Genomic DNA, 21,299 nt, shown 5'->3' with positions numbered 1-21,299 from the left:
AAGCTGTTACAAACGTAACAGCTTCTTTTAATTTCTCTTCTTTAATTTTAGTAGACGTTTTAATTAATAATGAAAGTCTCTACACTTGCATCTAGCGTTTCAATACTAGTCATAAGTTCACTTGCTAAATGTGCAAGCTGCTGCATAACAGCTTTTTGTTCTTCACTTAATGCATTAACTTCTTCTACCGCAGCTGCATTTTCTTCGGTAACGGTAGTAATACTTTCAATTCTAATACCCATCTCATCTTTATACATAGTCATTTGGCTAACGCGATTATTAACATTTTCAAGTTCTTCGCCCATTTCATGTAGGCCACTAATCATTTGCTTCAAGGAGTCATTTGTTTTGCTAACAGCTACTTCCTGTTTACTAAATACTTCATTAGATTTAGATACTAAATTCGCTGTATGTAGAACTTTCTTCTCTATATCTCTTAAATTTTCTTTAACATGACTAGAGGATTCTTTTGATTGGGTTGCTAAATTTCTTACTTCATTTGCAACTACTGCAAAACCTTTTCCTATGTCTCCAGCCCTAGCCGCTTCAATACTAGCATTAAGCGCTAATAAATTGGTTTGTTCGCTAATACCATCTAGTAAACTCATTACCTCACCAATAGCCTTTGTTAATGCACTAAGTTCCTTAATACTCATACTGATCTCATTAGAAATAGTATGAGTAGATGCCATAGTTCCATCTAAAAGTTGCATATTTTTGTTAGCTTCTTCGATAATTTGTCTTGTTCCTTGATTATGTTTAAAGAGAGTAGATGTATCTTCAATAACCTGACCAATACTTTCAGAGAGTTTCTCCATCACAATAGCACTATTTTGTGTATCCTCTGCTTGACTATTAGAACCTTCCGAGATATTTTCAATAGACAATGCCAATTGTGAAAAAGTCTCCGTCGAATTACTAGTGCTCTTCTTTAAAATATCGCCTGCTTCTAAAGTATGATTAATAGTATTTTTAGCTTCTTGTAGTAAAGCTTTAATATTCTCAATCATATGGTTAAAGCTATGACCTACTTCAGTAAATTCATTATTTCCTTTAATATTCGCTTCGACAGTTAAATCACCTGTTTCTGCTTTCTTCATTAAATCCTTAAGCTGTTTTAAAGAAGTAGTAATACCTCTAGAAATAAAAACGCCTGCAAAAACTGCTACTAAAGCTGCTATCGCAATAACTAGCCATACAACTCGAACCACCTGGCTAATACCTGTGGTTAGTGCGCTCTCTGGAATTTCAGCCACAATTTGCCAACCATTATTGCTTTTTGCATAAGTCACTAAGCTATTACCAACTGTTATAGGCTTTTCAGATTCTTCAAAGTTAATATTACTTTTTACCGCATCACTCATAGGAATATCAGAATTAGAGCAGACGATTTCTCCATTCATATCTACAATACTCACCTTAGAATTATCAAAAAGCTTAATGCTATTTACCTTTTCTTGCAGTACTTCTAAATCAACTTTAGCTATTAAAATACCTGCTGCTTTGCCTCGTCTTAAATTGGCAAGCTTCCTGATTGCATAGATTTCTTTACCTTCATCAGTATTTACAAGGCGCCAAAGTGTACTATTACCAACTTCTTCTTCTAAAAAGCTTACTAAATTAGTGGTTGTCTTCATACCTATAGTAGAGCTTATTTGATTTTCTTCATCTATCACAATAGCGTACCCTTCTATAGATTCATCTAAAGAAACACTATAATTAAGCAATTCTCTAATTTGTTTAGATACATTAAACTTATTCAACTTTCCTATATCACTATCTTCATTCTTTATTGCAGTTATATATTCATTAATTAAATTAGTTGATGAAGCATTTAAATCATTAATAATAATTCTCGTCATGCTTGTTTCAACACCATCTGTATAATAACTTATATTGGCACTTGTCTGCTTAACCATCTCTAATGCTAACTGACTGCTGGTTTCTTTTACTGTTGACTTAGATTGACTAGCAGAAAACAAATTCACTAGTACCAAAGGAATAACTACACAAAGTACATAGGATAAAATAAGTTTATCCTTTATTGTTCCTGCTTTTTTAGGTTTAATTTTTATTTCTTTAGATTTATTTTTTATCTTCTTTACTTTAGGGCTAGTTTCCTTGTTGTTTCTTACTTTCTTCTGTTTCTTTGTAACTTCCTTACTTAGCTTTAGTTTTTTCATGTCCACTCCCCCATTTACCTTTTAGCTATTTTTTTTATTTTTTAGCTTATTTTTAAAGTCATATGTTACTATTATGACCTATTTTTTTAGTTAAGGGAATAGATTTTCTTATATTTTTCTTATTTTTTCTAATTATTTATACTTGACCTATCTTATCCACTAGAAAAATTTATACTTTAAAATGTTTAACGCTCTTATCTAAGCAATCCATCACTTTATTAAGCTCCAATGCCATTGCTGAAAGCTTCTTCATAACATTCTTTTGTTCTTCACTTAAGGCATTTACTTCTTCAGTGGCTGAGGCATTTTCTTCTGTTACCATGGTAATTCTTTCAATTTTACTACTCATATCATCTCTTAATTGTTGCATATCTATGGCTTGATGATTTACTAGTCCTAATTCTGTGTCAATATTTTTAAGTCTATCGATTATCTCATTAAAAGCATTATAGGCTTTTTGTACAGCATGTTCTTGCTCTTTAAAAATAGCATTGGACTTGGTTACCAGTTGAACTGCTTGAGTTGTCTGCTGCTGAATTGTATTTAATGTTACTCTTACATTCCCTGTAGATTGTTTAGATTGCTCTGCAAGATTTCTAACCTCATGTGCAACTACAGCAAATCCTTTACCTACTTCCCCTGCCCTTGCTGCTTCAATACTTGCATTAAGTGCTAATAAATTAGTTTGTTCACTAATACCATCCACTAAGCTCATAATTTGTTCTATACTCTTAGTTAACATACTTAATTCCAGAATACTTGCTTTAATCTCGTCTGACATACTAATAGAAGAAACCATAGTTTTATTAAGGAGTTCTATACTATCTGTAGCATCCTCAATCATACGTCTTGCACCCTTAGTATTTTCAAATACATTTTGTGTATTAGATCTTACCTGCTGAATGCTGCTTGATAGAGCCTCCATAACTACAGAGCTAGTGGCTGCATCCTCTGTTTGTCTTGTTGAACCTGCTGTTATATCCCCAATAGACGTTGCAAGCTGTTCAAAGGCCTCAACAGATTTTTCTGTATTGCTACTTAATACTTCTCCATTTTCTAAGGTTGTATGAATCACATCCTTAGTTTCTTCAATTAGCTTTTTAATATTAACAATCATATTATTAAAGCTTACACAAAGCATGTGCATCTCGTCCTGACCTTTTGCTTCTACTTGTACCGTTAAATCTCCACCCTCTGCCGCTTTCATCTTCTTCATTAATTCAATAATAGATGAAGTAAAGCCTTTAGAAACCAAATAACCTACTAGTACAGCTAATATAGCTATAATACTTACCAATCCCCATACTAATAGGTTAACACTCTTAACTGAACTAGTAAGTGCTGCTTCTGGTATTTCAGCAATGATTTTCCAACCATTATCAGAGGTTGCATATGCATATAAGGTTTTATTAACAATTTCACTCCTTACTTCTTCCTTAGTTGCTAGAAGTGTGTTTAATGCATCACTTAAAGTCTCTGGAGACTTGCCACATAAAATAGTATTTTTTTCATCTACTGCATATACATTCGCACCATTGAACAGCTCAATATTAACTAAATCATCTTCTAAACCTTCCATATTCACCCCAGCTACAAAATAACCATTATCTTGACCTGTAAGGCTATTTTTAATTGCTTGCAAATAGTAGATATTATCTTTTCCATCTCTATACCATAGGCCATCTTTTGATACTTCAAGTGTTCCAAAGGCTTTCTTTTCTTCTTCACTTAAGGTCCCCACAGTTCCTAATACTGTTCCATCTTTTTGTACAATCATTGCACCGCTTATATTCTTCTCAATAGCGGTAATACCAGCTAAAAGCTTCCTAATATCATTTAGCGCTGCCATTTTTTTATTACTATCTTCTGCTGATATGTATTTATTAAGTAAATTATCACTCGTATCATTTAAACTATTCAAGATAAATTTAGAGACATTTTTTTGAATATCATTTGTAAAATAATTAAGATTAGATCTTGCTTGCTTTACCATTTCTGTTGTAAGCTGCTTACTCGTATTTCTTAAGGTAGTTGTAAATCTTCCTGATGCCACCATATTTACAATGAGTAGTGGAATAGCTGCAAATAAAACGTAGGATATAATTAGCCTTGATTTAATAGATTTTTTACGTGTTTTACTTCCCTTCTCCATGATTTTAGTAGATGGTTTGCGCACTTTTAAACTTCCATTAATTCCTTCCTTCATGCTAAATCTCCCTTCGTTTTCTTTTATTACTACTGCACTTTAATATCTAAAAATAATTTTGCAATAATATCACTGGTATTAAGTAGAACCACTTCTGTGATTTTATTATTTTTATCTATTGTTATTTGTGTTTGATCACTCATGGCAATTTTTTCTACCTTTTCCCCCTCTTTTTCTACTGGAATAATTTGATAATTAACTTCAAAGGTATAGGTTTTTAATTCATTACCTTGTTTCGTAACACTTTTGCATACAACACTTTTTATTTTTACCTGATCTGCATTTGTTTGATAATAGAGTTGTGGATACATATAACCTACTACATCATCCAAATACTTCTTGTAACTTTCTTCTGTAAAAAATTCCGAGAAACTTTTTTTTAAAATAGCTTCATCACCTTGAGCTTCTTTATAAGTTTCACATTGCACTTGTTTAATTATAAATTGCTGCAATACCTTGATGCTAGCATCTTGCTGGCATCCTGATAAAAACAAACTTAAACTAACTATATAACTTAAGACAAAAATTATTTTTATCCTCTTCATTTTTCCTTCTTTCCTTTTCCATTCATAAGTTTATTACATTTGGTAAATATTAAACATAAATCATATTCTATTGGAGGTATTTATGAAAAAGAAATACTTGCTTATTTTTATTCTGCTCATATTTTGTTTAACAAGTTGTTCCAAACAAGAAACTGAGAAGCCTGGTGAAACAGTTGTTAATTTTCTTAATGCGCTTCAGCAGCAAAATTATGCTAGTGCTAAAGCTTACTATAGTGAGAATCTAGATAACTTACCTAACTTTAAAAACAAAATAGAAGCTATTTCTCCCGCAGTAGCAAATGAACTCTTTAATAAACTAGCTGACTTTAGTTATACCATTAAAAAAGTAGAAATTGATCCTAATGACAAAAACAAAGCTAGTGTAACTGTTAGTTTACAATGCTATGATTTAGGTAGTGCTTTTCAAAACATTATTTTAGACTATCTCAAAACGGATTTAGAAATGACTTTTGATGGTGCCAAAGATGAGGAAATTATACAAAAAGCTGAAGAGACAATCTTGGCTGACATTTCAAAGAGTGAAAAAACCTTTCGCCAAGCAATTATGATTGCTTTAACTAAAGAAGATGATGTTTGGAAGTTAGATAAGATTAGTGAAAATCGAGAATTGCTTAACGCACTGTCTGGTAATATTATTAATACTATTGAAGAAATTAATAATGACATCAATACTATCAAATAAGCATATAAAACTCACTGGAAAATTTTCTAGTGAGTTTTATATCTTTTGTTTTATTGTATCATCATTTTTACAAATATTTAATAAATTATTTTACTGTTTAAGTTGATTTTCTTGTTGTTTTTATATAAAAGACTCATTATCAATTGCTATATTTTATACAAAGAATAGCATACATTAATTCCATATATTGTATAATAAGTTGATTTACTCAAATAATATAAACCTTATTTCTCACCTAATACACTTAATAGAACTCTCATTTCTTCATAGTAAGTATCAATGATAAAACGCCTTAAATGGTCTGTTGTTTTTCCTTGATCAATGAGATTCTTTCTTTCTAAAGCCTCATACCATACCTCTGGCTTTGTTATAAGTTTAACTTGTGATGCCGTTAGTAATCCCTGCCTATAATTTACAACCTTATAATTTTTTAATTCTAAATAGTCTCTTATTTTAGCATAAGTAGTTTCAAAAAGTCTTAAATAAAATTTTTCTAAGGCTTCTTGGTCCAATTCACCTAAAATATTTTTTTCTATCATGTTTCCTAACATTTGTGTTAATTCTGCATAGCTTAATGATTTACCTTCTCTACAAAATGTTGTTTCCATAGCCTGTCCCCCTGTTTCGACATTAATTTTATATCATTATAACATCATTGTTTTTAACTTTGTATATTTTTATATAAAATTTCTTATTTTATATACTTATTTACATTCATTTTATTGTATTTTTTAGTATAGACAAAAAAACAAGCTTAATGTTTAGTGCATATTTAACTACACATTAAGCTCTGTTACTAAATTTGATAAATATCGCAAGCTTTCATCATTTCCATTTGATGACTACAAAGACTTTCTATTGTTTTTTCACAACTTTCCGTTCTTAAGATAATAGAAGCATCACTTCCTATTGAGAAAGCATACATATATTCAATGCTAATATTATCTTCTGAAAGGTAAGCTAGCATTTTCTTTAATCCCCCTGGCTTATTAGGAACCTTACAACATATAACAGGTGTGATTTGTACAGAAAAAGCTTGTTCTTTTAATAAGATTAAAGCTTTGTGAGGATCACTTACAATAAGTCTTACAATGCCATAGTCAGATGTATCTGCAATTGATAATGCTGACACATTAATATCGTTGTCTCCTAGAATAGCCATAACCTCATAAAGTCTGCCTGATTTGTTCTCAATAAATACAGATAATTGTTCAATAATCATACTTATTCCTCCTTTAATACTATTTAGGACGCTTATCGATGATACGCTTTGCTTTTCCTTCGCTACGTTCAATCGTCTTAGGTTCCACTAATTTCACCTTAACTTGAAGTCCTAAAACACTTTTAATTTCTTCTGTAATTCTCCGTTCGATTTCCTTCATATAACGCATGCCATCAACGAATGTAACATCTTCCTTACCTTCAACCCATACTTCAAGGGTATCTAGGTTATTCGTACGATCTACAATAAGAACGTAGTGTGGTGCTGTCTGACCTAATTTAAGCAGAACACTTTCTATCTGTGATGGGAATACATTAACCCCTCTAATAATTAGCATATCGTCAGTACGTCCATCACACTTAGTCATACGCACGGTTGTCCTACCACAAGCACAAGGTTCAGTCACTAAACTAGAAATATCCTTGGTTCGATAGCGAAGAAGTGGAAGTGCTTCTTTAGTAATACAAGTAAATACTAATTCACCTTTTTTTCCTGGTTCAAGAGGCTCTAGTGTATTTCTGTCTACAATTTCAGGTACAAAGTGATCTTCATTAATATGTAAATGTTGTTGCATACCACACTCAAAAGCTACACCCGGCCCAATGACCTCACTTAAACCATAGCTATCATGTGCCTTCATTCCCCACTCAGCTTCAATTTGATTTCGCATTTCATAGCTCCAAGGCTCAGCTCCTAATGGTGCTGCTTTAATCCCCATTTCTCTTGGATCAAGTCCCATTCCCTTAATGGTTTCAGCTAGGTATAAGGCATAGGATGGTGTACAAATCAAAACGTTACTTTCAAATTCCTGCATGATTTGAATTTGCTTTTTAGAGTTACCTGTAGAGATAGGGACAATAGTTGCCCCTAGTTTTTCAGCACCATAGTGGAATCCTAGGCCACCAGTAAAGAAGCCATAACCTAAGGCATTTTGAATAATATCTTCATCTGTTACCCCCATAGCTGTATAAAAACGTGCGATACAATTAGCCCATATGTCTAGGTCGTTCTTGGTATAACCTACTACAGTAGGTCTACCTGTAGTTCCTGAAGAAGCATGAACTCTAACTACTCGTTTCATAGGAACTGCAAATAATCCATATGGATAATGATCCCTTAAATCTTGCTTAGTTGTAAAAGGTAATTTAGATAAATCTTCTATGCCTCTAATATCTCCTACTTCTAGCCCCATGTCATCCATTTTCTTCTTATAAAAAGGCACATTCTCATAGACACGTTCAACTGTTGCAATTAATCTTTCACTTTGTAACTGGTTCATTTCGTCTCTAGATAAACACTCCTCTTTCTGCCATATCACAACCATCACCCCTATTTTTTTCTTTTATCAATAATACGTTTGGCTTTTCCTTCGCTACGTTCAATTGTTTTTGGTTCAACTAGCTTGACTTTTACATGAAGTCCTAATAAGCTAAATAATTCACTTGTGATATGTTTTTCTACTTTTTCTAGAGATTTAATGGCATCTGTAAATAACCCTTCCTTAGCTTCTACCCATACCTCTAAAGTATCCAGGTTATTAATACGCTCTACGATAAGAACATAATGAGGTGCTACCTCTGCTACTTTTAGAATAACACTTTCAATTTGAGAGGGGAATACATTAACGCCTCTAATAATTAGCATATCATCACTACGCCCTGTGATTCTGCCCATACGTACTAAAGTTCTACCACAGCTACAAGTACCACCTTGCAAACTTGTTAAATCTCTTGTTCTATAACGAAGAAGTGGTAATGCCTCTTTAGTCACACAAGTAAATACTAATTCTCCTTCTTTGCCATAAGGTTGTCCTTCTAAAGTGTCTGGATGAATAATTTCAGGTACAAAATGATCTTCATTGACATGAAGGCCATTCTTTTCCTCACAGTCAAATGCTACACCAGGCCCCATGATTTCACTCAGTCCATAAATATTCATAGCTTGTATACCTAGCAAATCTTCAATTTCTGCTCGCATCTCTTCTGTCCAAGGCTCTGCCCCAAATATACCTACACGTAAATTGGTGCTTCTAGGGTCAATCCCCATATTACGCATACTTTCTCCTATGTATAAAGCATAAGATGGTGTGCAAGCTAAAACAGTGCTTCCAAATTCCTCAATCAATTGAATTTGTTTTTTTGTATTACCACCTGAAATAGGAACAACTGTTGCGCCTAAATGCTCGCCACCATAATGAGCACCTAGACCACCTGTGAAGAGGCCATAGCCATAAGCCACTTGCACGATATCCTTTTTTGTTACACCATAAGCAGTAAAACATCTTGCTACCATATCTGCCCACATGTCTATATCATTTTTAGTATAACCTACTACTGTTGGTCTTCCTGTGGTACCTGATGAGGCATGAATACGAACAACTTCTTCCATGGGCACTGCAAATAAACCATAAGGATAATTATCCCTTAAATCTTGCTTGGTTGTAAAAGGAAGTTTGCTAAGATCATCTATACTTTTTATATCACCAGGCTCGATACCCATGTCTTGCATTTTTTTCTTATAAAAAGGTACGTTTTTATATACACTTTCTACAGTTTGAATAAGCCTTTCCCCTTGTAGTACCTTTTTTTCATCTAAACTCATTGTTTCTTCTTTCTGCCAATAACCCATTTGGTACCTCCTTATATCTCCTGTTTACTATGACATACACCTAAAAATTCTAACATTTTTTATTTTATGTATCAATAATATAATATTACATATTAAACATAATATTTAGTCTATTTTTCATAAAATCTTTGCATATTTAAAAGTATACTGTATTTTTATACTTAATATTTCTTCATATCAGTTATTCACCTCTTTTCTTACAAAAACTACATACGCTGTCACAAGAAAGTAATTAAGTAATCTCTTATTAAAAAACTCGCCAATAAAAATGTTTTTTACACTTTTATTGGCGAGTTTTTTAATTCCCGTAATAATACATTAACCTTGGCGTTTTATTCACTTCAATATACTTTTGTATCTCACTAAATTGGCTTAGTAAATCTTTACTTTCCGTCTTAGCACCTAAAAGCATATCTAATAACCCCACAGTAGGTGCATCTTCGCTATACCAACCACAACTTTCTAGCTGATTTTCACTCATCATGGCATGCATGGCATCTTCTACCGAACCTACTTCATCAATTAATCCTAAATCCTTTGCCTGTAATGCAGAATACACTCTACCATCAGCCAATTCTTTTACTTTCGCTTCGGTCAGACTTCTATTTTCTGCCACCACATCTACAAAAATGTTATAACTTTCATCAATCATCGTTTGAAGAATTTGTCTTTGTTCATCTGTTAAAGGATTACCCATGGCTTTATTCTCACCTGAAACAATATTTTCAGTTTTAATGCCTAATAATTCTTGCAAGCCAGTGGTATCTGTCATTGACATAATAACACCTATAGATCCTGTCATTGTCATACGATTGGCATAAATTTTATCTGCCGCCATACAAACATATAAACCACCAGAAGCCGCTGTTTGTGCCATGTAAGCATAAACAGGTCTTTCGGTAACTTCCTTATATTCTTTAAGCTTTAAGTAAAGTTCATCCGATTCATAAATGCCACCACCTGGCGAATTAACATATAAGAAAATCCCTTTATTTTGTTTATCATACATTAGCTCATTAATACGATTAATCGTCCAAGCATGATTATAATTCATTTCACCCTCTGCAATCGTTCCTTGTACATAAATGGTATCAATGACATTACCTACTCTAGGCATTTTACTTTCTGTTCCTGTTAGACCACTAATAACTGCCCCCCAAATGTTAACAAATACAATAATACCAATGATAATGCTAATGCCCACTACTGGCCCACTTATTCTTTTTTTATATCTGTTTTTTTCCACCTTGGAACCTCCAACTTCTATTTACAGTACTTGGTCTTTCCTGTTTCATATAAATTATCTCCCTTACTATCAATGGTTACAATAACGGGTAAATGCTCTACTTCAAGCTTGTAAATAGCTTCTGCCCCTAAATCTTCATAGGCAATACAAGTCATTTGCTTCACACATTTTGAAATGAGTGCACCAGCACCACCTATAGCTGTTACATAAACAGCACCTTCTTTCTTCATTGCTTCAATAACAGCTTCATTTCTAAGGCCTTTACCAATCATCAGGGTTTCTCCCCATGCCATAAAAGTAGGTGCATACGCATCCATACGCCCACTAGTTGTAGGACCACAGCTTCCTATTACTTGACCTGGTTTAGCAGGTGCTGGACCAGCATAATAAATGGCTACATCTTTCATATCCATTGGGAAAGGTTTACCTGCCTCATGTTCTTCAATTATACGTTTATGCGCCGCATCTCTAGCTGTATAAATAGTTCCGTTTAAAAGTAATTTTTCTCCTGCTACTAAACTTCTTGCTTTCTCTTTTGTAATAGGTACATTTACTATTTTACTCATTTCCCTTACTCCCCCTATAATCTCACATGTTTATGTCTATTGACATGACAGCCCATATTAATAGCTAATGGCATAGAGGCAATATGACAAGGATAATCTTCAATATGTACAGCTAAAGCTGTTACGACGCCACCTAATCCTTGTGGTCCAATACCTAGTTTATTAATTTCTTCTAGTAATTCTGTTTCTAATGCTGCCATACGTGGGTCTTTATTATGACTGCCAATTTCTCTTGTAAGTGCTGTTTTCGCCAGTAAAGTACACTTTTCAAAGTTACCACCAATCCCAATCCCTACAACTACGGGCAAGCACGCATTGGGGCCTGCTAAAGTAACTGCCTCTAGGACAGCTTTTTTCACACCTGCTACTCCCTGTGATGGTGTTAACATATATACCTTACTCATATTCTCACTACCACCCCCCTTTGGTGCTAGCATAATATCAATATTTTCTCCCTCTACTATTTCATAATGAATAATAGCTGGTGTGTTATCCTTTGTATTAACACGATAAAGTGGATTTTCTACAATTGACTTTCTAAGATAGCCTTCTGTATAGCCTTGTCTAACACCTTCGTTAATGGCTTCTGTTAATAAGCCCCCTTCAAGGTGTACTTCTTGCCCAATTTTAACAAAAACAACTGCTGTTCCAGTATCCTGACAAATAGGAATATCTTCTGTTTTTGCAATATCTGCATTAGTACAAATATCTGTTAAAATATCTTTTCCTACCGGACTTATTTCCTCTTCTTCACCTTTTTTAAGTGCTGCATAAATGTCATCTGGCAAATAATAATTAGCTTCTATACAAAGCTTTTTAACTGCTGCTGTTACTTCACTTACTAGAATGCTTCTCATGAACTTTTTCTCCCCTACTATCTGTTTTCGCTATGGGCTTAAATTTGGGTAAGGCCCCAACATTTTGCAGCATCTTTAAAATAACCGCTAACGCTGGCCCTATAATAAGCCCTATAAATCCCATGGTTCTATAACCAATATAAACCGCCATAATGGTTACAAGTGCGTAAACACCTATTTGTGTAGATAAAATCTTTGGCTCAAAAATTTGTCTTGTTACAAAAATAATACCATAAATACAAAGTAATCCAATAGCTAAAGTGTATTGCCCGGTAACCAAATTATAAAGTGCCCATGGAATCAAAATAGTACCACTCCCAAACACTGGCAGCGCATCTACAATTGCAATAATGACGCTTAGTAAAAGTGTATAGCTCACTTGAAAAATGAACAATCCTACCATACAAATACTAAAGGTAATACTCATCATAATCACCTGTGTTCTTACATAACCACCAATAGCACTAAGAACGCCTTTTTGCATAATGACAACCTTATCTACAATAGTATCAGAAAATTGTGCTTTAACAAAGTCTTTTATTTTATAATAATCCTTGGTCATAAAGAAGGTTGCCACTAGCATAACTACCGTAAAAAGCACGATATCTGGTACCTTAGACACTGCATTATATGCCACAGGAATGACTGAACCTAAGTAACTACTTAATTTATCCATAATTTGTTCAATAAGCTGGTCTAAATTACTAATAGCACTAGGTGCCTTGCCTGTTCCAAAAAAACTTGAAAAACGTTCTTCTAATTGACCAACTTGCATAATCAGTTCTTCTGTTAAACTAGGCAAATTATATGCAATAGCTACCACTTGCTCCCATAGCTTCTTAATGAGAAATGTTAATAGCCCCAGAACGCCACTTAAAATGGTTAGCATACTTAAAATCGTTCCTAAAGCTCTAGGAAGTCCTGTCTTCTTATTAATCCAAGTTACAAAACCATTTAGCAAACTAGCAAATAGCCATGCTACAATAAAAGGTGCAAAAAGACCTAGTATATTAAGCTTTATAATAACAAAAGCAATAAGTAAAATAACTAAAATCATTACTACTTTTTTTCCTCTTTTTTCATACCACACCTCTAGTTTATCCTCTAGCATTCCTTTCTCACCACTTTCTTCTTTAACAAATGTATTTTTATTAATTCTTTCTTTAGTTTATTTTTATAATTACATCACACTTATGTATAAATATAGCCGAAAAAGGTTCATTAAAATCATCTCATAAATTAATTTTATTATAGTATAACTGGATAATATGTAAGAATCATAAATTATATTTTTTAATTTCGGCTTTGGGACAACACAAAAGGAGGCTTATGCAAATAAGCCTCCTTTTGATGCGTTAAAACGCCTTTCCTTATAATTCTATTTCTACTTGTACACCATGATGATCCGATATAACAGCTTTATTACTGCCATTAAAAATAACTTTGGAACTTCTAACCTCTACTTTTTGATTTGTAAAGATATAATCTAAACGAAGGCCTCCGGCATTTTCTTCCCAGCCATGAATCTTACCTTGAACAGTAACCCCATTATCTTTATCCTTGGCAAGCATATACGTATCTTTCCAGCCTAATCCTAACATATAGTCATAACCTTTATCTCTTACATTAGCATTATTATTAAAGTCACCTAACAAGAAAGCCCTGCGCTTAGGATGTAACTTTGCATTTAGTTTATTAAGCTGCAGTTTAGCTGGTTCTTCTTCATCTTCCCACCATCCTAGGTGACAGCTATAGCAATCTATTTCTTCTCCCTTATAATTAATAGTCGCTTTAACAATCCTTCTTGATTTCCAGTTTAAAGTATCCTTAGTCTGACTAACAAAGAAGCTTTCTTCTTCTATAATAGGATGTTTACTTAGAAGGCATAGGCCTTCTTCATAAACTTGAAATCCTATGTGTGCAAAATCCCAAACTACCTCATAATGATTTACTCCTAATTTCTGCAATGCTTCTTGTAGTACAACTACATAATTATCTGTTTTAAGTTGACCTTTAAACTGCTTGCCTAACATATGCTGGCTAACTTCTTGAAGTGCAATAACATCATAGTCGTTTTCTTTGATGGTTTTAGCCAAATAGTTAATCTTATCTAATTGGTGATCTTCCTGCCAAGAATGACAGTTTAAAGTTAATAATTTCATCTTTATACTCCTAATACGTCTTGAATATGAGACTTAAGCACATCTGCTTTAGGTCCGTAAATAGCTTGTACCCCTTTATCTTTCATAATAAGACCAAGAGCACCATTTTGTTTCCATTCTTCCTTACTTCCTACTTTGGCTGTCTCTTTAACCGTCACACGCAATCTTGTCATACAAGCATCTACATCAACGATATTTTCTCTTCCACCTAAAAGCTCGATAATAGCCATTACTTGCCCATCTACTGACTCCTTTGCCTTACTTGTTTGCGTCGTAACTTTCGCTTCCTGAGCTACTACTGGTTCTTCCTCGTCAATGTAGTTGCCATTACGCCCTGGTGTTGCAATATTGAATTTCTTAATAAGAATATTAAATATACCAAAATTGATACCAAAGAATGCAACACATGTGAGTAAAAAGTTAACAATATCAAGTCCAATACCTGCATTTACCATCATTGGTACTCTTGTTAAAAATTCAATGAAACCAAAGGCATGAATTCTTAGATTTAAAACATCCGCTAATGCAAAACCAATTCCTGTAATAATAGCATAAGCTACATATAAAATAGGTGAAACAAACATAAACATGAATTCAATAGGTTCAGAAACACCTGTTAAAAATACCGCTAATGCTGCTGATAGGAAAATCGTTTTGTATTTTGCTTTCTTCTCTTTATCTACATTACGATACATAGCAAAAGCAATACCGATAAGAGAAGCTGATGAAAGAATCACTTGACCTACTTTAAAACGAGCTGGTGTAATAGATGTTAAGAGTGTGTTATAAGCTGTCATATCGCCAGCCGCTTTTAAGTTGTTAAGGTCTGTTACCCATGCAAGCCATAATGGGTCTTGTCCTGCTACAATTTGCCCTGCCGCAGAACCAGTAATCATTGTATAAACACCACCAAGCTCTGTATAGTTCATTGGCACAGTTAACATATGATGAAGTCCGAATGGTAATAAAAGTCTTTCTAAACAGCCATAAATAAATGGAGCGAGTACTGGTGCTGTATCTTGTGAACTTGCAATCCATGCACCAAAGCTATTTAAGCTTCCTTGAATAAATGGCCATACTATAGATAATATCATAGCTGTTACCGTTGAACCAAGAATAACTACAAAAGGTACAAAACGTTTTCCATTAAAAAACGCTAATGCTGATGGTAATTTATCAAAGTTATAGTATTTATTATATAAATTAGCACCTAAGAAACCTGAAATAATCCCTACAAATACACCCATGTTAAGCGCTGGTGAACCCAAAATAGAAGTAAAATAATCTCCTACTGCCATTGGTGCCCCAAGTAAACTATTAACAGTAGCTGTTCCTTCTGCCAACATAGCACTTGTCACGCCAAAAATAGCACCTGTAATACGATTAATTAGTATAAAAGCTAGAAGTGCTGCAAATGCCCCTCCTGCACGTTCCTTTGCCCATGATCCCCCTATTGCTACTGCAAAGAGAATGTGTAAGTTCCCTATAATGGCCCAACCAATGTCCTCCATTACCCTTGCAATCACTTGAACGAAATTAACATCCACATACATACCTAAAAGCTTTGCGAGTGAGATCATAATACCTGCTGCTGGCATAACAGCAATAACTACTAAAAGGGCCTTACCAAACTTTTGCCAAAAGTCAAATGAAAATAGCTTTGTTTTTTTTACTGTTTGTTCCATTTTGTCTTCCTCTCTTATCTCTTTCTAGTCTCTTTCTAGTCTATTCTTAGTATTTTTCTAGCTCTTTTGCTTCTCTACTGCTTTTACTACTCTTATTTTTATGTTCTTATTTCTTACCTTATATTTTTGCTTATTACTTTTTATTACCTGCTCTTATATTTCTGCTAGCTTAAACAATATAGTCTTGCTTCATAAGGTCTTATTACTTCCAGCTGATGCTCTTGCTGAATTTCATAATTGCTTAAAAGTAATTCTCTATCTTCTAAATCAAAGTCAGCCGTAAACTGAGCTTCTTCACCTGTTAGATTACAAATAATAAGGAACTTGCCATGATCATCTGTTCTTGTATAAGCGTAAAGCTGAGTGTCTTCTGGCATGACTAACTCATACTTTCCTTCTATAAAAGTAGAATTTGCTTTTCTAATACGAATCAAGTCTTTATAAAAGTTTAAAATAGATTGTGAGTCCTCTAATTGATTTGCTACATTAATAGCTTTTACATTAGGATTTATTGCAAGCCAAGGTTCTCCTGTGGTAAACCCGCCTTTTTCACTACCATCCCACTGCATAGGTGTTCTAGCATTATCTCTTGAAGCTGCCCACTCATGCTTTAAAGCCACTTCTTTTAACATGCCTTCTTCTCTATTTTTAATATAACGATTATAGGTTGCAATATCGTTATAATAGAAGATTTCTGGATAATGAACATTTGTCATCCCAATTTCTTGTCCTTGATAAATAAAAGGTGTCCCTTGTTGCATAAAGTACATCATAGCTAAAGCTTTACTACTTTCTGCCCAATATTTCTCATCATCTCCCCATTTAGAAACAACCCTTACAATATCATGATTTTCTATAAAGAGAGCATTCCAGCCTTCTTTATAAAGAGAGTTTTGCCAACGACTAAGTACTTTCTTTAAAGCTAACACATCTAGCTTCTGCTCCCCTTCAGTATCCCATAAATCAAGATGTTCAAATTGGAAAACCATATCGAACTTGCCATTCTTTTCTCCTACCCATAGCTTAGCTTCCTCGGCATTTACGCCATTAGCTTCTCCTACCGTCATAATGTCATATTTAGAAAAAGTTTCTTTATTTAACTCCTCTAAAAAATCATGAATTCCTTCTATATTCATATGCTTATCGAACGATGAAACATATTGAAGTCCTTCTGGATTGGGCATATCTAATAAACCTGGTTCTTTCTTAATATGGCTAATAGCATCTATTCTAAAGCCATCTATTCCTTTATCTAGCCACCAATTAACCATTGCATATAGTGCATGTCTAACTTCCTTATTCTCCCAATTTAAGTCTGGTTGTTTTCTACTAAATAAATGAAGAAAATACTCATCTGTCGCTTCATCATATTCCCAAGCTGAGCCATGGAAAATACTTTCCCAGTTGTTAGGCTCTTTGCCTTCTTTGCCTTCTCTCCAGATGTACCAATCTCTTTTATTACTTTCTTTAGACGCTCTTGATTCTAGGAACCAAGGATGTTCATCTGATGTATGATTAAGTACTAGATCAATAATAAGCTTCATACCTTTTTCATGAACCTTTCTTAAAAGTTCATCAAAATCAGCCATGGTTCCAAATTCTTTCATAATGCCTTGATAGTTACTAATATCATAACCATTATCGTCGTTAGGTGATTCATACATAGGACAAATCCAAATCACGTCAATCCCTAAGTCTTTTATATAATCTAATTTAGAAATGATGCCTTGTAAATCACCAATGCCATCACCATTTGAATCCATAAAACTTCTAGGATAAATTTGATAGCCTACGGCCTCTTTTCTCCAATTCATTTTTTCCTCCTGTGCAACCGGTTTCACGATTGCTTAAAAAAATATTTCTTTTATGTTATTTATGTTAACATAAGAAAACGATTTGTGCAACCGTTTTCATTAAATTAATTAAAAGATTCACGTTCTATCAGCTTGGTTTCAATAATAGCATGCATATGATCCTTTATATAACCTTCTAATTGTTCTACTAGTAGTTTAGCAGCTGCATACCCCAATCTTTCTCCATAGATTTCTACAGACGCTAAAGCTGGTTTTTGATAAGCTGCTAACATCGTATTGTTAAATCCCACCAAAGCCTTAACCTCTCTCCCTATTTTGTTTAAATAGTCATTTACGCCTACTGCTATCAAATCATCCGTAGCAATAATGGCTGTAGGTGATTCTTTTATAAGTAAATCCATTGCCTCTTTTCCTGTTTGCTCATTAAAGGCTTCTCCATGATAAATCAACTTTTCTTCATAAGATATGTTGTGAACTTCTAGCGCTCTTTTATAACCTTCAAGACGATCTTTAGATACAGTCCATTTCTGCTTTGCTCCTACAAAAGCAATTTTTTTATGTCCCTTCTTAATCATCGCTTCTGCTATTTCATAAGTAGCTCCAAAGTTATCATTATCCACCCATAGCACAGATGTTTCACGTCCCGGACGCCCTATAACTACAAAAGGAAATCCACTTTCTCTTAATTTCTTAATTGTTTTATCATTTACCTCTGATTTCAAAATAATAATCCCATCTACAATACCATTTTGACTAAATTCATCTATATTATGCTCCTCTTCTTCTTCCTTTCCAAAGGCATACATTAGAAAATAATGTTTTTCTTGAGCATACATACTAATCCCTTGCATCATTTGAGTAAAAATAGGATTACCAAAGGATACACTAGCATCCATAGGTAAAATAACACCTATAGTCTTGGTTTGATTTCTAGCTAGGTTTCTTGCCATCACATTAGGCTTATACCCCAAGCGTTCAATAACTTCTTTAACCTTTAATCTTGTTTCTTCACTAATCCGTTCATTATTAGACAGCACCCTTGATACTGTTGCTTTTGATACCCCTACTTCGCGAGCCACATCATTAATTGTCACCTTCATAAAATAGTCCTCTCTTACCTTTTCTCTTATTTTGATTATATCGTAATTTATAAGACCTATCCAATAGAATATATTTAACTTCCTTGGCATTATGCTCTTTTCCTTTTAATACCATGCCTATAATTGTCTACTTTTTCTTGTTTCATCTTTTATTGTATATTATAATCCTGTTGTTATGTTAACTAAAGGAGACTAATTTATGAGTAAATTAATTAAATGTAAAACTTGTACTACAGAAATGGCTTCATCTGCTACCACCTGTCCAAAATGTGGTGCAAAAAATAAACAACCTATTTATAAAAAATGGTGGTTTTATGTAGTTATTATTCTTATAATTGGAGCTTTAGCTGGTACCACAGAAGATACACCATCTTCAGATACTACTAACAAACCTAACACTGAAAATCCAGCTATTACTCCAGGGAATACTACCGCAACTACTACTCCAGCATTAACGCCAGAACCTGAAGATAAAAATCCTGCTATTAAAGCTGGAACCTATAAAATAGGTACTGAGCTTCCTGCAGGAGAATACTTGTTTATTGCTGATTCTATGGGTTACATGGAAATCACTTCTGATTCTACAGGTAGCTTCGATAGCATCATTGCTAATGATACAGTTGCCAGCCATCGATATATTACTGTAAAAGATGGTGAATATCTAAAATTACAAGGTGGTAAAACTTATGCTTTAGCTGATGCTCCAAGTATCGTGCCTGAAAATGGATTATATCAAGATGGTATGTATAAAGTAGGAACAGATATCCCTGCTGGAGAGTATAAAGTGATGCTCACTTCTAGTATAGGATATATTGAAGTAACTTCTGGAAGTAGAGGCGTATTTGATGAAATCGTAACAAATGATGCCCCAACAGGAGATACTTATATTACTGTTACTGAAGGTCAATATTTAAAATTACAAGGCGTTGAAATTCAAAAATAGTTAATTAGTCTTATATAGATTAATAAATAAAAAGGTATTGTACTTATAATAAATGTACAATACCTTTTTTGTATTTCATTTCTATATTAATAATTAGCCTAACCTCAAATTTTGAGCAAAAAAAATACACCAAGTTGGGGGATACTGATTTTTAACCACATTTATTTGCTCATCAATAGCTTACATCATTTTTAGAGCAATAAAAACACGTGCTAAATGTCACTTTTTGCACGTGTTTTATTCATGTTTTGTCCAAATTTTGTCCACGATATTTTTCTTTATCTTTAATCTTCTATATTTTTTAACTTGCCATATCCATTGTTATCAATACTTACTTCATAAATGCTATTATGTCACACTTCCAAATATATTCTCTAATTAGTTTTAACTTATGCATATATTCCTCTGATGTATGTCCACTATCCCAAAAAAAATCATCTTTTATTTGTTTCCCTAATCTCCTATAATAAGAACCTTTATTTTTTTTGCACAAAATTAACAACTCATCTATAGAAAATCTAAATTTAAGTCTATATATTGTATCTATCTCTCTGCAATTATTAATAACATTAAAAATATGATCTAATGAATATATTAAATCCTTTAGATTCTGTTTTTTTCTTTCTATTCTTTTTGATTCAATTAATTGAATTAGGGTATCAAATATAATAAAAGTTACCATGCTTTCTTTGAAAGCCGACATAAATGTGGTTCTTAAAACTTCCATTTCATTATATGTGATGTTCTCCATTAACGATATATAATTAAATGCATGAACTAAAAGATAATCTGACATTCCTTTTGAAAAAACTGAAAGTGAGAATATAACATATATAATCCCCGCAAACAAATAAAATCTTTTCCTGTATTTGTAACATCCCACAAAAATAAATGCATATATCAAGCATGTAATAAAAAGAACAGCTTCTACAATTACTTCATCAATTTCAGAAATTTTTTTGCACCAATTAAAAAAATCGTCTACTGTAACTTCATTTCCTTTTAAATATTCAGAGTATACTTTGTTATTATTAATTATTTTAGCAATAATATCTTTATTATTATAAAGCACTTTTGTTAGCTCTTGTTTAGAATTAATAATCGATATATCCTCATCTAAATTACTACTTATTTCCTCAAATAAATTACTTTTTTCTATTATCGCTTTTGAAAAAAATATATCTTCACCAAATCTTCCATCAGTTGCATATATATTATAGATAGCTACATCTGTTCTATTTATTAGATGAAATACTCCCGGCAATAATGTCTTTCCTGTCACCACTAGTAATAGTATTGCTATAATAACAGCACTCACAGGTTTAATAAATAATTTTCCCATAATACCCTCCCTAACTTAAATTAATCCAATGATTATCTATTTCGATTTTTACTAGAACAATTTTTAAACTTTAGTCCAAAGTCACATGAGTAAAAAC

Annotated in this window: 18 protein-coding genes; 2 read left to right on the top strand and 16 right to left on the bottom strand. The window is 33.1% G+C overall.

The genetic code is table 11. From position 1 onward, the window contains the following. Positions 1-59: 59 nt before the first annotated feature. The 3 genes from CLOLE_RS04120 to CLOLE_RS04110 form a co-directional block, all read right to left on the bottom strand. Positions 60-2,183 carry a methyl-accepting chemotaxis protein gene (locus CLOLE_RS04120; RefSeq protein WP_013655812.1) on the bottom strand — a complete coding sequence of 708 codons (2,124 nt, stop codon included), beginning with the start codon at positions 2,181-2,183 and terminating at the stop codon, positions 60-62. Positions 2,184-2,352: 169 nt separating this feature from the next. Continuing rightward, complete coding sequence (locus tag CLOLE_RS04115; protein ID WP_013655811.1) at positions 2,353-4,389, bottom strand: methyl-accepting chemotaxis protein; 2,037 nt, start codon at positions 4,387-4,389, stop codon at positions 2,353-2,355. A gap of 29 nt (positions 4,390-4,418) precedes the next feature. Further along, positions 4,419-4,934 (bottom strand): hypothetical protein, encoded by a 516-nt coding sequence (locus tag CLOLE_RS04110; protein ID WP_013655810.1) that lies wholly within the window; start codon positions 4,932-4,934, stop codon positions 4,419-4,421. Positions 4,935-5,016: 82 nt separating this feature from the next. Between CLOLE_RS04110 and CLOLE_RS04105 the strand changes: the two genes are divergently transcribed. Continuing rightward, on the top strand, positions 5,017-5,637 hold the full coding sequence (locus CLOLE_RS04105; protein ID WP_013655809.1) for a DUF4878 domain-containing protein: 621 nt from the start codon (positions 5,017-5,019) through the stop codon (positions 5,635-5,637). Positions 5,638-5,861: 224 nt separating this feature from the next. Here the strand turns inward: CLOLE_RS04105 and CLOLE_RS04100 are convergent, their stop codons facing one another. The 12 genes from CLOLE_RS04100 to CLOLE_RS04045 all read right to left on the bottom strand — a co-directional run bounded on the left by CLOLE_RS04100 (position 5,862) and on the right by CLOLE_RS04045 (position 18,917). Continuing rightward, positions 5,862-6,245, bottom strand: coding sequence for a nucleotidyltransferase substrate-binding family protein (locus CLOLE_RS04100; protein WP_013655808.1), 384 nt, complete (start codon positions 6,243-6,245; stop codon positions 5,862-5,864). Positions 6,246-6,433: 188 nt separating this feature from the next. Further along, the gene (locus CLOLE_RS04095; protein ID WP_013655807.1) at positions 6,434-6,859 is read right to left on the bottom strand and encodes an amino acid-binding protein; all 426 of its coding nucleotides are present in this window, start codon (positions 6,857-6,859) and stop codon (positions 6,434-6,436) included. A 19-nt stretch (positions 6,860-6,878) separates the two neighbouring features. Then, the gene (locus CLOLE_RS04090) at positions 6,879-8,177 is read right to left on the bottom strand and encodes a phenylacetate--CoA ligase family protein (RefSeq protein ID WP_013655806.1); all 1,299 of its coding nucleotides are present in this window, start codon (positions 8,175-8,177) and stop codon (positions 6,879-6,881) included. Positions 8,178-8,188: 11 nt separating this feature from the next. Further along, positions 8,189-9,487, bottom strand: coding sequence for a phenylacetate--CoA ligase family protein (locus CLOLE_RS04085; protein WP_013655805.1), 1,299 nt, complete (start codon positions 9,485-9,487; stop codon positions 8,189-8,191). A gap of 298 nt (positions 9,488-9,785) precedes the next feature. Continuing rightward, complete coding sequence (sppA, locus tag CLOLE_RS04080) at positions 9,786-10,733, bottom strand: signal peptide peptidase SppA (protein ID WP_013655804.1); 948 nt, start codon at positions 10,731-10,733, stop codon at positions 9,786-9,788. Between the two features lie 17 nt (positions 10,734-10,750). Further along, positions 10,751-11,299 (bottom strand): Fe-S-containing hydro-lyase, encoded by a 549-nt coding sequence (locus CLOLE_RS04075; RefSeq protein WP_013655803.1) that lies wholly within the window; start codon positions 11,297-11,299, stop codon positions 10,751-10,753. Positions 11,300-11,313: 14 nt separating this feature from the next. Further along, complete coding sequence (locus CLOLE_RS04070) at positions 11,314-12,156, bottom strand: fumarate hydratase (RefSeq protein ID WP_013655802.1); 843 nt, start codon at positions 12,154-12,156, stop codon at positions 11,314-11,316. Beyond that, complete coding sequence (gene ytvI / locus CLOLE_RS04065) at positions 12,134-13,267, bottom strand: sporulation integral membrane protein YtvI (protein WP_013655801.1); 1,134 nt, start codon at positions 13,265-13,267, stop codon at positions 12,134-12,136. The genes CLOLE_RS04070 and ytvI overlap by 23 nt, the downstream gene beginning before the upstream one ends. A 259-nt stretch (positions 13,268-13,526) precedes the next feature. After that, positions 13,527-14,318: an endonuclease/exonuclease/phosphatase family protein gene (locus tag CLOLE_RS04060; RefSeq protein ID WP_013655800.1), complete on the bottom strand. Its 792-nt coding sequence runs from the start codon at positions 14,316-14,318 to the stop codon at positions 13,527-13,529. Positions 14,319-14,320: 2 nt separating this feature from the next. After that, positions 14,321-16,003: a PTS transporter subunit IIBC gene (locus CLOLE_RS04055; protein WP_013655799.1), complete on the bottom strand. Its 1,683-nt coding sequence runs from the start codon at positions 16,001-16,003 to the stop codon at positions 14,321-14,323. A gap of 164 nt (positions 16,004-16,167) precedes the next feature. Next, on the bottom strand, positions 16,168-17,817 hold the full coding sequence (locus tag CLOLE_RS04050) for a glycoside hydrolase family 13 protein (RefSeq protein WP_013655798.1): 1,650 nt from the start codon (positions 17,815-17,817) through the stop codon (positions 16,168-16,170). Between the two features lie 104 nt (positions 17,818-17,921). Further along, positions 17,922-18,917, bottom strand: a complete 996-nt coding sequence (locus CLOLE_RS04045) for a LacI family DNA-binding transcriptional regulator (RefSeq protein ID WP_041713362.1) — start codon at positions 18,915-18,917, stop codon at positions 17,922-17,924. Positions 18,918-19,116: 199 nt separating this feature from the next. On the opposite strand from CLOLE_RS04045, the gene CLOLE_RS21580 reads away from it, so the two are divergent. Then, entirely contained in the window at positions 19,117-19,860 is a 744-nt protein-coding gene (locus tag CLOLE_RS21580; RefSeq protein ID WP_013655796.1) for a zinc ribbon domain-containing protein, read from the top strand. Positions 19,861-20,191: 331 nt separating this feature from the next. Here the strand turns inward: CLOLE_RS21580 and CLOLE_RS04030 are convergent, their stop codons facing one another. Continuing rightward, entirely contained in the window at positions 20,192-21,202 is a 1,011-nt protein-coding gene (locus CLOLE_RS04030) for a hypothetical protein (protein WP_013655795.1), read from the bottom strand. Between the last annotated feature and the right edge of the window lie 97 nt (positions 21,203-21,299).

The organism is Cellulosilyticum lentocellum DSM 5427 (genome assembly GCF_000178835.2).
In the GTDB taxonomy this organism is placed as follows: Bacteria; Bacillota; Clostridia; order Lachnospirales; family Cellulosilyticaceae; genus Cellulosilyticum; species Cellulosilyticum lentocellum.
The sequence above is the reverse complement of the archived record's forward strand: the minus strand, read 5'-3'. Positions and strand labels throughout refer to the sequence as shown.